General features: G+C 69.3%; 12 protein-coding genes and 5 pseudogenes. 7 read left to right on the forward strand and 10 right to left on the reverse strand.

The window, feature by feature from the left end; all coding sequences use genetic code 11:
* A pseudogene (locus tag JL475_RS36180) lies at nucleotides 1-294 on the forward strand (transposase); the annotation flags it as partial.
* A 419-nt stretch (nucleotides 295-713) separates the two neighbouring features.
* Here the strand turns inward: JL475_RS36180 and JL475_RS36185 are convergent.
* Complete coding sequence (locus JL475_RS36185; RefSeq protein WP_307825292.1) at nucleotides 714-983, reverse strand: hypothetical protein; 270 nt, start codon at nucleotides 981-983, stop codon at nucleotides 714-716.
* A gap of 169 nt (nucleotides 984-1,152) precedes the next feature.
* Here JL475_RS36185 and JL475_RS36190 point away from each other — a divergent pair, with 169 nt between their 5' ends.
* Complete coding sequence (locus tag JL475_RS36190; RefSeq protein ID WP_202282442.1) at nucleotides 1,153-1,707, forward strand: PASTA domain-containing protein; 555 nt, start codon at nucleotides 1,153-1,155, stop codon at nucleotides 1,705-1,707.
* A gap of 193 nt (nucleotides 1,708-1,900) precedes the next feature.
* Here the strand turns inward: JL475_RS36190 and JL475_RS36195 are convergent, their stop codons facing one another.
* The 4 genes from JL475_RS36195 to rpmG all read right to left on the reverse strand — a co-directional run bounded on the left by JL475_RS36195 (nucleotide 1,901) and on the right by rpmG (nucleotide 4,374).
* Nucleotides 1,901-2,620, reverse strand: coding sequence for an IS6 family transposase (locus JL475_RS36195; protein WP_202282443.1), 720 nt, complete (start codon nucleotides 2,618-2,620; stop codon nucleotides 1,901-1,903).
* Between the two features lie 211 nt (nucleotides 2,621-2,831).
* On the reverse strand, nucleotides 2,832-3,896 hold the full coding sequence (locus JL475_RS36200; RefSeq protein ID WP_202282448.1) for an NAD(+)/NADH kinase: 1,065 nt from the start codon (nucleotides 3,894-3,896) through the stop codon (nucleotides 2,832-2,834).
* Nucleotides 3,897-4,040: 144 nt separating this feature from the next.
* Entirely contained in the window at nucleotides 4,041-4,163 is a 123-nt protein-coding gene (ykgO, locus tag JL475_RS36205) for a type B 50S ribosomal protein L36 (RefSeq protein ID WP_019525784.1), read from the reverse strand.
* A gap of 46 nt (nucleotides 4,164-4,209) precedes the next feature.
* Nucleotides 4,210-4,374, reverse strand: coding sequence for a 50S ribosomal protein L33 (gene rpmG, locus JL475_RS36210; protein WP_109383499.1), 165 nt, complete (start codon nucleotides 4,372-4,374; stop codon nucleotides 4,210-4,212).
* A gap of 115 nt (nucleotides 4,375-4,489) precedes the next feature.
* Between rpmG and JL475_RS36215 the strand changes: the two genes are divergently transcribed.
* On the forward strand, nucleotides 4,490-4,672 hold the full coding sequence (locus JL475_RS36215) for a hypothetical protein (RefSeq protein WP_202282444.1): 183 nt from the start codon (nucleotides 4,490-4,492) through the stop codon (nucleotides 4,670-4,672).
* Between the two features lie 116 nt (nucleotides 4,673-4,788).
* Nucleotides 4,789-5,494 (forward strand): annotated as a pseudogene (locus tag JL475_RS36220) (IS6 family transposase).
* Between the two features lie 163 nt (nucleotides 5,495-5,657).
* Here JL475_RS36220 and JL475_RS36225 read toward each other — a convergent pair.
* The 4 genes from JL475_RS36225 to JL475_RS36240 form a co-directional block, all read right to left on the reverse strand.
* On the reverse strand, nucleotides 5,658-6,350 hold the full coding sequence (locus JL475_RS36225; protein ID WP_202282449.1) for a 1-acyl-sn-glycerol-3-phosphate acyltransferase: 693 nt from the start codon (nucleotides 6,348-6,350) through the stop codon (nucleotides 5,658-5,660).
* Between the two features lie 324 nt (nucleotides 6,351-6,674).
* The gene (locus JL475_RS36230; RefSeq protein WP_202282445.1) at nucleotides 6,675-6,887 is read right to left on the reverse strand and encodes a hypothetical protein; all 213 of its coding nucleotides are present in this window, start codon (nucleotides 6,885-6,887) and stop codon (nucleotides 6,675-6,677) included.
* Between the two features lie 440 nt (nucleotides 6,888-7,327).
* Nucleotides 7,328-7,870, reverse strand: coding sequence for a hypothetical protein (locus JL475_RS36235; RefSeq protein WP_202282446.1), 543 nt, complete (start codon nucleotides 7,868-7,870; stop codon nucleotides 7,328-7,330).
* A 93-nt stretch (nucleotides 7,871-7,963) separates the two neighbouring features.
* Entirely contained in the window at nucleotides 7,964-8,263 is a 300-nt protein-coding gene (locus JL475_RS36240; RefSeq protein ID WP_202282447.1) for a hypothetical protein, read from the reverse strand.
* Nucleotides 8,264-9,068: 805 nt separating this feature from the next.
* Here JL475_RS36240 and JL475_RS36245 point away from each other — a divergent pair.
* A pseudogene (locus JL475_RS36245) lies at nucleotides 9,069-9,836 on the forward strand (integrase); the annotation flags it as partial.
* 85 nt (nucleotides 9,837-9,921) lie between these two features.
* Here the strand turns inward: JL475_RS36245 and JL475_RS36250 are convergent.
* Nucleotides 9,922-10,595, reverse strand: a pseudogene (locus tag JL475_RS36250) (IS6 family transposase).
* A 195-nt stretch (nucleotides 10,596-10,790) separates the two neighbouring features.
* Here JL475_RS36250 and JL475_RS36255 point away from each other — a divergent pair.
* Both JL475_RS36255 and JL475_RS40835 read left to right on the forward strand, forming a co-directional pair.
* Entirely contained in the window at nucleotides 10,791-11,240 is a 450-nt protein-coding gene (locus JL475_RS36255; RefSeq protein WP_307825293.1) for a hypothetical protein, read from the forward strand.
* A pseudogene (locus JL475_RS40835) lies at nucleotides 11,237-11,445 on the forward strand (hypothetical protein); the annotation flags it as partial. The gene JL475_RS36255 and the pseudogene JL475_RS40835, both read left to right, overlap by 4 nt.

Below are 11,445 nucleotides of genomic sequence, written 5' to 3' on the forward strand. Positions count from 1 at the left end.
ATGAAGTCCACGCTCGATCTGCGGCCGGTCTACCACCGGCTGGACGAACGGATACGCGCCCACGTGCTGCTGTGCCGGCTCGCCCTGCTGCTGATCCGCGTCGCCGAGCGCCGCACCGAGCAGACGTGGCCCAAGATCGCCGCCGAGCTCGGCCGGGTCTACCAGGTCACCCTCTCCGGCCCGGCCGGCAGCCTCCAGCAGACCACCCGCCTGACCGACACCCAGACCAAACTCTTCAAGAACTGCGGAGTGCCGCTCCCGCCAAAGATGAGCGGCCTGAAGACCCCCGAATAGCCACTGAGCTGGGAAAACACGCTCCGGAGCCGTGGGCAAACGGCCCCGGAGCCTCATCATGCCCATCGCCCCAGATCAGCCCGCAGAATCGACACCCCCGTATGCCCACCAACTGTCGAACTCGGGTGTCTCACATGCGGTGGTGACAGAGCGTCATCACTGATGTGACTGGTCCGAGCTCCAAGGAGAGCAGCCGCAGACGCACCGTCGAGCGGGACGGACACAGTGTCGACGGTCGCGTCACCCGTGCTGGTCTGAGAGTGTTACTGCCAGCCACAGCAACTATTTACCATCACCACCGCATGTGAGACAGAGCCGCTTGTTTGACAGACCCGTCGCCGGACGTAGGCGATCGGCAGTTTCGGGGTCGGTACCATGCGGTCCTCCAGGATCAGCCTCTCGAGGCTACGGACATGCCGTCAGCCCGGCGTCAATTCGGCGTCATCCGCCGGGGAGTCGCCACTGGCGTGTTTCTCGGTGCCCTCGGGCCACAGCGTGCCGGCGAGGACCGTGCGGGGCACGTGCCTTCGCAACGCGACGAATGCCAGCAGGCGCTGCCCGTTGCGGCACAGCCCGAGAGGCTCGGCGTCGCATTCCAGCCGGAAATGGCCGAGCAGTCGCAATTCGGGAGGGAAATACACCGTGAGCCTCTCGACATCAGTCTCGGCCGGTGCGGCCAGGCTGTGCAACTTCGCGGAACGGCACTTCGTGACCCCGCGTTCACCTGCCTTTTCCCCGTCCGGAGGAAGCCGTTTCGCAGCGTTTGCGGGCCCACCGACCAGCAGCCAGACTTGACATGGGGGGAATTTCCACGCAGGCACGGTCTGTCTTCCGGATCGCTGGTGGGAGGACGGAACGATGGGAGTTCTCCGGTTGCAGACGAACGACCCGGCGACCATCTCGTGGGGGCATGTCCAGGTCCTGCTGTGGATCCTGCTGTCCGCCGTCCTGGCCATCGGGATCGTCCTGGTCGTCGCCCGTCGCGTGATTCCGAGCCGGACGGCGTCGTCGACCAGCATCGTCCGCAGTTGGATCGCCATGGCACTCGTCACCGGCCTCGTGGCGTTCTGCGCGGTGGCCTTCGCCGTACGGGACACCAACCTGCGCAGCACACTGATCGGAGCGCTCGCCGCGGCCGTCGGGTCGGCGGTGGCCTTCTACTTCTCGGGCAAGGTCGCCGAGAATGCCCGCAAGGATGTGCTCAGTGCTGCGTTCGGGGGCGAGGAAGTGGTGCCCGATCTGATCAAGTGCACCAAGGAGCAGGCCGCCGTGAAGCTGGGCGCAACCACGCTGAAGCTCGAACTGGCACCCGACTCGGGACCGTCCGCGGCACCGGCCGCCATTTCCCGCCAGGACCCCGCCAAAGGAGCCACCGTTCCCAGAGGCACGGCGGTGAAGGTGACGTTCCCCTGATGTCCGACGGCGCCCTCGCGCCCGGCCTTTCCTGGCGTGTCGTCAAACTTAGTTGAAGCATCATTGGTTGACGGAAGAAATGCCTATTGCTGCGCTGGGCTCCAGTGGCAGGAATGGCGCTGTCACGTTGTTGGGTGTGTGAGTATCTGATGGCGTCGTCGGGGCGTGATGGGCCCGTGGCCCGGGCCTGTGTTCAGGCCGTGGTGGGCAGGTTGGCAGCACCGGTGATCTGGTCCCAGATCGCGAAGCGGATGGTCATCTCGGTGCGGTAGTTCGAGGCGGTCATCAGGTGACGGTGGGGTCGGAAGTGGGGTGAGATGCCGCTGAAAGCGGCCAGGAACCGTTGTGCGGCACCCACCGATCGGAAGCCTTTCATCGCGCGCTCGCGTTGCCGCGTGGGCTGGTGGCTGTTCTCGGCCCGGTTGTTCAGACTCTTGTGGGAACGGTGCTCCACGGAGCGCATGACCTGGCGGTGGGCGGCGCCGTAGGAGCGCAGCCTGTCGGTGACGAGCACCCGCGGGACCGCACGCGTCTTCTTCAGCAGGCGGCGGAAGAAACGCCGGGCCGCGGCGGTGTCCCGCCGGTTCTGCACGAGGATGTCCAGGACGTTGCCGCCGGCGTCGACGGCCCGCCACAGGTACGTCAGCTCACCGTTGATCTTGACGAAGACCTCGTTCAGATGCCATTTATCCCCGGGTCGCGGCCGACGGCGGCGCAGTCCGTTGGCGTAGGCCTGCCCGAACGTGGCGCACCACCGCCGGACGGTCTCGTGGGAGACGAGCACGCCGCGCTGAAACATCAGCTCCTCCGCCTCGCGGAAGCCGAGCGGGAAGCGGACGCACCGCCACACGCAGTGAGAGATCACCTCGGCCGGGTACCGGTGCCCCTGGTACGACGGCGACGCGCTGTCCACGGACGGTCCCCCTTCACCATGACCAACCCGAAGATCATCCCACCCGGTCAGCCAACGTGACAGCACCTTCTGCTGGGGTTTCCTTCTCCTGGTCTTCTTCGGGCCGGGCTCCCTGGCGCTGATGGGCCTGCTCCGCCGACAGTCCGCGCCGAGTGCCGCGTCCCCGGGGGCGCGGGAGGTTCCCAGGTGGGGTAGGGAGTGACGGGCCCCGTCACTCGGATGCCGTCGGGTCGTCCGGCATGGCGAGGTGCGCCAGGTCTCCCGGCGGCGCACTGCGGACCGGCCAGAGCGGTGCGGGCGTGCCGTCGGCGACCGCGGCAGGCGCGTCGGTGAGGTTCATACGGTCACGGAGGCGGCCGTAGAAGTCCATCGGGCCGAGCCGTACGGCACGCAGCCTGCGCGGTGCGGCGTAGACGCCGATCCAGTCACCGGGGCCGATCACGCCGCGGAGCTGGCCGTCGATGCTGACGGCGGCGCGGCCCGAGCGCTCGAGCACCCGCAGCCCGACGGGCTCGTCCGGGGCGGCGACGACCGACCGGTTGAACGTCATGTGCGGTGCCACCGGTGTGAAGACCAGTGCCTCGGTGCCCGGCGAGACCACGGGGCCGCCGGCGGCAAAGCTGTAGGCGGTCGATCCCGTCGGCGTGGCCACCAGCAGCGCGTCGGCGGAGTACGAGGCCAGCAGCCGGCCCGCGATGTAGACCCCGACCGAGATCTGCCGGTCCCTGGCGAGCTTCTCCAGTACGACGTCGTTGAGGGCGGTCACGTCCAGCGGGATGCCCCACTTGCCGCCCGTCTCGCAGTCGGAGCGCACGCTGGTCGGGGGCAGGAGCGGGCCTCGGCCGTAGCTCATGAGCGCCTCGATGTCCGAGGGCACCTCCAGGCGGCACGAGGCACGCATGGTCAGCAGCATGCGCTGCTCCACGTCGAGCCGGTCGTCGTGCACGGCGTCCAGCGCCGTACGCACCATGGTCATGGGCACCTCGGTCAGGAAACCCACGCGGCCGAGGTCGACACCGAGGACCAGCGCGTCGATGGCGGCCGCGAGCCGGGCCCCGCGCAGAAAGGTGCCGTCCCCGCCGAGGGTGACGACGAGGCCGGGGTCGCCGGCCGCCGCCACTTCCTGCCGGGCGCTGCGCCGTTCGCCGTCGTTCCACACGTCGATGTCCTTGCAGGCGACGGCATGTTCGGCGCACCATGCACGGACCGTGCGGGCCGCCTCCGCGGCCTCGGGACGCCCGCCGTGTACGACCATGCCGACCCGGTCCACCGCCATCTCCGCCTCCTGGACGTCCGCTCGCCCCGACTGGGCGTGGGGTTCCATCCTGGCCAGGCGCGCGTCGACCGGGCGCGGTACCACGCCGCGACGGCCCGGTACCGCGAGCGCGGTACCGGGCCGTCCGGGTGATGCGGTGGCTGGTCAGCCCTGGCGGGCCTTGAACCGCGGATCCTTCTTGTTGATCACGAAGGTCACGCCCCGTCGGCGCACCACCTGGGCGCCGGGCCTGGACTTCAGCGAGCGCAAGGACTTGCGTACCTTCATCACGGTCTCCTTCCGCGGGGCTGCACGAGGGCGAGGGATGCGGGTGTCATCGTTCTTCGCGGAAGAGGACGTGCTCTCCGGCGACCGGATCGTACTTGCGCAGGACGAGCTGGTCGGGGTCGTTCAGACGGTTCTTACGGGTCACGTAGGTGACTCCCGTACCGGCTGCCGACTTCAGCCTGACGACGGGCCGCGCTGTGCTGCGTGCCATGAGGTGTTCCTTCCGCCACCGCCCGATCCTTTTGACTCGGGCATGCCGGCATGGGGGTGCAACGGCGTCGGCGGGCGGGATATTCCGATACGGGGCCCTGGCACTGCTCCTGGCGATGACCGGCCCTGGTTCCTGGTCGGTGGACCATGCCGTGGGCGCGGACGCGATGTCCGGCGTTCCCTGGACTCTGGCCGCGGCGGCCCTCGCCGTGGCAGCGGCGGCGCCCGCCCTGCTGCTGCGCCGGCGCAACCTTCGCGCCCCGGCCGCGGTCCCGGGCCCCTCGGACGGGCCCTCGTAGGGCGGGATCCGGCGCACGGTGTCGACGAAGCCCGCTCAGGCGTCCCTGAGGTGCTGTCACGTTGGCTGACCGGGTGGGATGATCTTCGGGTTGGTCATGGTGGAGGGGGACCGTCCGTGGACAGCGCGTCGCCGTCGTACCAGGGGCACCGGTACCCGGCCGAGGTGATCTCTCACTGCGTGTGGCGGTGCGTCCGCTTCCCGCTCGGCTTCCGCGAGGCGGAGGAGCTGATGTTTCAGCGCGGCGTGCTCGTCTCCCACGAGACCGTCCGGCGGTGGTGCGCCACGTTCGGGCAGGCCTACGCCAACGGACTGCGCCGCCGTCGGCCGCGACCCGGGGATAAATGGCATCTGAACGAGGTCTTCGTCAAGATCAACGGTGAGCTGACGTACCTGTGGCGGGCCGTCGACCAGGACGGCAACGTCCTGGGCATCCTGGTCCAGTCGAGGCGGGACGCCAGGGCCGCCAAGCGGTTCCTGGCCAGGCTCAGGAAGAAGCAGCAGCGGGTGCCCCGGGTGCTGGTCACCGACAAGCTCCGTTCCTACGGCGCCGCCCACCGCGAGGTCCTGCCCTCCGTCGAGCACCGCTGTCACCAGGGCCTGAGCAACCGGGCCGCGAACAGCCACCAGCCGACGAGGCGGCGCGTACGCGCGAGGAAGGGCCTCCGCACAGTCGGCAGGACCCAGAAATTCCTGTCCGCGTTCAGCCAGATCTCACCGCACTTCCGGCCCCGCCGCCACCGGCTACCGCAGCGAGATGCGCCACCGCTTCGGAACCTGGAGCGAGATCACCGGCACTACCGCCACGCCCACCGAGGCCTGAACCAGAGGCGGAAACCAAGCCCAGCACACCCCGGCACACCCTCAAGTAACCGCACACCAACAAGTTGACAATGCCGGTCTTCGGGGCTGGTGTGGTGGTCGCATGACTCTCGCCTGGGACGGACGGCCGTCCGGACCGGATCGCACCCAAGGGCGGCAAAACCTCAGCCCCGCCGCCCCATCGCCTGTGCAGCCTTCACATCGGCCGCATACCGGTCCACGTACTCCTGGCCCGACAGCCGCAAGATCGCGTACGTGATCTCGTCGGTGACGGCCCGCAGCACCGTCTTCCGGTGCGCCATCCCCGCAAAGCGCGAGAAGTCCAGCGGCTTGCCGAAACGGATCGTGACCGCCGGGAGTCTCGGCAGGACCCGTCCCGGAGCCCGGATCTGGAACGTACCCACCATCGCGCACGGAATCACCGGAACCTGCGCGCCCAGAGCCAGCACCGCCACCCCGACCTTGCCCCTGTACAGTCGGCCGTCGGGTGAACGCGTGCCCTCCGGATAGATCGCGAGCAGCTCCCCCTTCGCCAGCACCCCCAGCCCCTTCCGGAGCGCCGCCTGCCCCGCGGCCCTGCCCGACCTGTCCACCGAAATCTGCCCGGCACCGCGGAGAACGAGCGCGGTCAGCCGGCCCCTGAGACCCGGCGCCGTGAAATACTCCGCCTTGGCCAGGAACGTGATGCGCCGCTTCAGGACCGCGGGCATGAGGAGGGGATCTACGAAGGACAGATGATTCCCGGCGACGATCGCCGCGCCCTGCGCCGGCACCTGCTCGAGCCCCTCGACCCGCGGCCGGAACAGCAGCCGCAGCAACGGCCCCAGGAAGACGTACCTGAGCAGGTAATAGAACACGGGCGGCTTCTCCACTGCCGACTCGGCTCCCGGTACTCTGGGCCGGGTGGTCAGGTCCTATCTTCCCGGCCGGGACCCGGTCATTGGCCACCGACGCGTGTCCGCTCGCGCATCCCCCATGCGCCGGCCCCGGGCACCCGGGCAGAGTACGGAGCGGGCGAAGGTGCGGTGGTGGGGGCCCCTCGACTACGCCCCGCCGTCCAGCCCGCCCCGCCCGCGCTCGTCACCGGGATCTTCGTCCCCCGCGACCGACAGCGTCACCGGCTACGTCATGAAGCCGGCCGACCAGGTAAGAAGCAGACAGTGGTACGGGCCCCTCGCTAGTCACCGGGCGCAGCCGACGTCCAGCACTTCGACCACCTCACCATGGCGGGTATACACAAGCCAGCACCATTCACCGAATGCTGCGGCCAGGTCCGGGACCTCTGTCGTCGAGTCCCCGGCCACAACTTCGATGAGCGTGATGATCTCCTCATGCACTTCGTCCGGGATCTCGAACAGTGCGGCCGCTGCCCGTTGGATCATTTCGATTCTCATTTCGCCCCCCGTGGACGGCAGGAGCAGTAGAGCACGGAGCTGTTGGCTCCGTCCGGGCCTGTGGACGGCTATGACCAGAGCCCCTGACCACGATATCCACCATCCCGTCCCATGCAGAGCTCACATGGGCTCTTTCGACGGCTTGGCTTTGCCGTCCCGATTTGCCCCAGAAGATTGCTGGAAATCTTTTGCGTTCTGGCCTTGGACGGGCAGGTCCGGGGCCAGTCTTGTGCGCGTGCAGGGGAATGGCCGAGTTGGAGGAAGACGGGCGGACCGCCGTGCTGGTCACCATGGACGGTATGCAGGTGGGCGTGCTCGGCGTCGCCGACCGGCTGCGCCCCGACGCCACTGCCACCGTCGGCGCACCCGCTACCGGCGCCCCTGCCTACGCCGACGGCGCACCATGGACGAGGGCGTGCTCGCGCGACGCATCCCGCCCGTCACGGGCGGAGGGGTGGATGATCCGGCATCGTGCGGGGCGACTCGTCGACGTCGGCCCTGCTGTCGGGAATCGCTCGGCCGAGCAGGTCACGCGCCCGCGCAGCCCGCCGTCCGGCCAGGGCGACATCGACCAGGACCCCGTCCGCGTCGATGCGCAGCGTCCCGTCGGCGCAGGCCACCTGGTTCGGGCGGCTGCGAGGAATGTAGACCACATCCACCAGCGCGTTGGTGTCGTGAGCGCCCGGGGCGAGGGCGACAAGCAGCTCTCGCGGGGTGACGCCGACGAGGATGTGCCGGGCCCACCGGCGGTGCCACCAGCCGGGCAGCCGCATCTCGACCGCGGCGCAGTCGCTGTCTGCGCACGCCTTGTCGTCCAGCACCGGCCGCCAGCGCCGCAAGGCGCCAGGAGTGCCCAACCGCGGGGTCGGCACCGGCTGCGGACGTCCCTCGGCCAAGCCGCGGATCGCGGCCGTGAACTCACGCACCGCCCGGGCCGCCTCGGCCGGATAGCGGAGGGTGACGCAGTGGCCCGGTCCTCGCAAGCCAAGGCAACCACCGTGCCGACGGGCCTGCTGATGGTCGACGACGCACAGATCACCGAGAGGCACCCAGTCCTGCACACCCAGGACGTCGACTCACAGCGCCACACCCCAGGCACTCACCCCCAGTACCTGGGTGGGGGTGCACACGCAGATGCGCCGACCGTGTCCCTGCCGGCGCAGGGTCTGCGGCAGCACCAGCGGACCGAACGGCAGAAGCTTGCCGATGGCCTCCTCCAACTCGGCCACCGCCCCGACCGGAACCGGCCGGCCCCGGCGGGAGCCGTGCACCTGACCCAGGGGCATGTCCTCGGCCGCGTTGAGGGCGTCCCTGCGGCGCAACGGGAACTCCCACTCCTCCACGCCGTTCAGCAGATCCGCATGACGTGATCCCATCGTGCCTCACCATCCTCCACGGCGTACCAACCCCGATACCAACTGCCCGTGGAGGCCATCAGCACGGCGTACGCCGTGCGGTTTTCCCGGCGAGTCCCATCGCCGGACGCACACCCCCATTGTCCCGCACCGCCGCCGGCCGCAACGTTCCTGCCGACTGCTCGCCCCGCCGATATCGCACTGGCATGCGGCGACCGGCGCTCGTACGGCGAAGAGACGACGGGCGGTGGAGGGGCCCACCGCCAACCGCGGCACCGCAGCCGCCGACGGTCCCTGCCAGAGCAGCGGGGGAGACGTGCGATGAACCGCACCCACCACGGTCGGCGCCGCCCACCCGAGCACCGGCCGTGCGCTTGTCGTCGGGGTCGGGGGCGGGAGGTCGGGGACAGGCAGTTTACTCGGCGTGCGCCGGGCGACAAGGAGGTCGGGGCGCAGGCGGGGGTTCGTCGTCCGTGCACGAGACGACGAATGCGAGGCACGTTCCCGCCGTGACGGCGGGAAGTGATCCCTGTCGACCCATGGCATCTTCCTCCTCGGAGGCGCTCACGAGACCGCGGTCCCAGCCCCGCGATGGTTCTTCCTCGGTGCGGTATCGAGTCGTCGCCCGCGGGAACCAAGGGAGTGTGAGCTCGTGGCGTGTTGGGCTGGCCGGCGATGATCGTCGTGCTTGTCGCCGCCTTGCCCTTGCTGAAAACTTCATCCGCCGAGGTGGGAGCCGGTGTGCGGGATGCGCGGGTTCTCGAGCACGGACGCTGGAATCGGTGCTCTCGCGGGGCCGGCGATCAGCCCGGCATGATGGCTGGTCGTGCTGCTGCGACTGGCTTACCTGACCGTGACGAACGCGTTCGCCGTGCTGCGCCTGCTGCCCATGAGCGACCGGGACAAGGACACGGAGATCCTCGCCCTCCGGCATCAGATCACGGTGCTGGAGCGCCAGCTCGGTGGCGAGAAGGTTCGGTTCTCCCCGAACGACCGCGCGTTCCTGGCGGCGTTGCCGCACCGCCTGCCCTCGCAGGTGCTGCGCAGGATACGGCTGGTGGTGCGCCCGGACACTGTGCTGCGCCGGCACCGCAATCTGGTCGCACGCCGCCACGCTGTGTGCTCCCGGCCCAAGCGCCCGGGAAGGCCGCGGACCGTGCGCTCTGTCCGGCTGCTGGTGCTGCGGCTCGCCCGCGAGAATTCCAACTGGGGATACCGCCGCATCCACGGCGAACTCCTCGTTCTGGGCGTTACGGTGGCCGCCTCCACCGTCTGGGAGATCTTGAAGGGGGCCGGCATCAAGCCGGCGCCCGAGCGGGCCTCGAGCACCTGGGCGGGCTTCCTGCGTTCCCAGGCCGACGCGCTCCTGGCATGCGACTTCTTCGAAACCGTCACCCTGTCCGGGGCCCGCTTGTACGTGTTCGTCGCGATCGAGCACGCGAACCGCCGGGTCCGGATCCTGGGCGCGACCGCGCATCCGACCGCCTCCTGGGTGGTCCAGGCCGCGAGGAATCTTGTCATGGATCTCGAGGACGCCGGCTGCCGGGCGCGCTGTCTGATCAGGGATCGGGACGGGAAGTTCCCGCGGCTGTTCGACGAGGGGCGCTGTCACGTTGTTGGGTGCCTGGGTCTCTGACGGCGCGTCGGGGCGTGGCAGGGGTCGGTTTTCGGGCCGGTGCTCAGGCCGTGGTGGGCCGGCCGGCAGCGCCGGTGATCTGGTCCCAGATGGCGAAGCGGATGGTCGTCTCGGTGCGGCGGCCGGGGGCGGTCATCAGGTGGCGGTGAGGTCGGAAGTGGGGCGATATACCGCTGAACGCGGCAAGGAACCGCTGGGCCCCGCCGACGGAGCGAAAGCCCTTCATGGCGCGTTCGCGCTGCCGGGTGGGCTGGTGGCTGTTCTCTGCCCGGTTGTTCCGGCCCTGGTGGGAGCGGTGTTTGACCGAGGGCATGACCTCGCGGTGGGCCGCGCCGTAGGAGCGCAGCCTGTCGGTGACGAGCACCCGCGGCACCTCGCCCGTCTTCGTCAGCAGCGCGCGGAAGAACCGCCGGGCCGCAGCGGTGTCCCACCGGTTCTGCACGAGGATGTCCAGGACGTTGCCGCCGGCGTCGATGGCACGCCACAGGTACTTCCGTTCCCCGTTGACGGTCATGAAGACCTCGTCCAGCTGCCATGTGTCGCCAGGGCGGGGGCGCCTGCGGCGCAGGCCTGCCCGAACTTGCCGCACCAGTGGCGCACCGTCTCGTAGAAGACGACCACGCCGCGATGGAGCATCAGCTCCTCGACCTCTCGGTAGGAGAGCGGGAAGAGGACTTGGTCTTCCTCCTCGACGCCCTTGGCATGCCCGGCGGCGATGACACCCTCACCGCCTCGTCGACCTCGGCCACCTCACCGCCGAAACGGCGTCTACCGCCGCGCGGGCAAGACGCCCACGTCCCGCACCTTGGCGAGCTGACCGGCGCAGGTTCTTCCACTTCTCCTCCAGAACCGCTCCGGCCCACGGAGCGTGAATAAACATGACGGGACACGGACGGAACAGAAGGAGACGGGGTGTCTTTCGAGCAAGAATGGGCGCAGCTGAAAGCCGATGCGCTGGCGCGGCAGGCTGAGGGCGGCATGCGGCTCAACCAGCTGCCGGCGGACTCCGGCGGAGGCGCGCCGGTCGCCTCGGGCGAGGATCTGGTGGCGAAGGCCGACTCCATTAACGGGAACGCCAACCTGCTGGTGGAGATCGCCGGGCTTCTCCATGAAGGCCGCCCGGACGCCGAGCTGACCACCATGGCACGGAAACCCAGGACGCACGGGGACGTGGCACGTCAGGTGGAGCGCTTCGCCGAGTTCGCGGGTGACCAGTTCCTAGACACCATGGCCCTGTTCGCAGCGCTGTCGACCCGTCTGCGGATGGTCGGCGGGAACTTCGCGGTGATCGAGGACGAGACCGCCCGCCGGTTCCTGGAGGCCGTGCTCGACGGCCGTTACGTCTCGCCGGGAACGCGATGAGCGACGGACTTAGCTACCGCAAGGACGTCGAGCTCCTGGAGAACTGCAACCCGCCGCTGGTGGAGCGCAACGTGGACGAATTCCGCCGCATCCAGGCTCTCCTGACGGCTGTCGCTCCTGCGGCGGAACGGGTGTCGGCGTACGGGCTCTGGTGCAGAGGTGCGTACGGGTTGATCTGCAGAGGTGCTCCGGCGTGTCTGGCCGG

It is taken from the genome of Streptomyces sp. M2CJ-2, from assembly GCF_016757295.1.
In the GTDB taxonomy this organism is placed as follows: domain Bacteria; phylum Actinomycetota; class Actinomycetes; order Streptomycetales; family Streptomycetaceae; genus Streptomyces.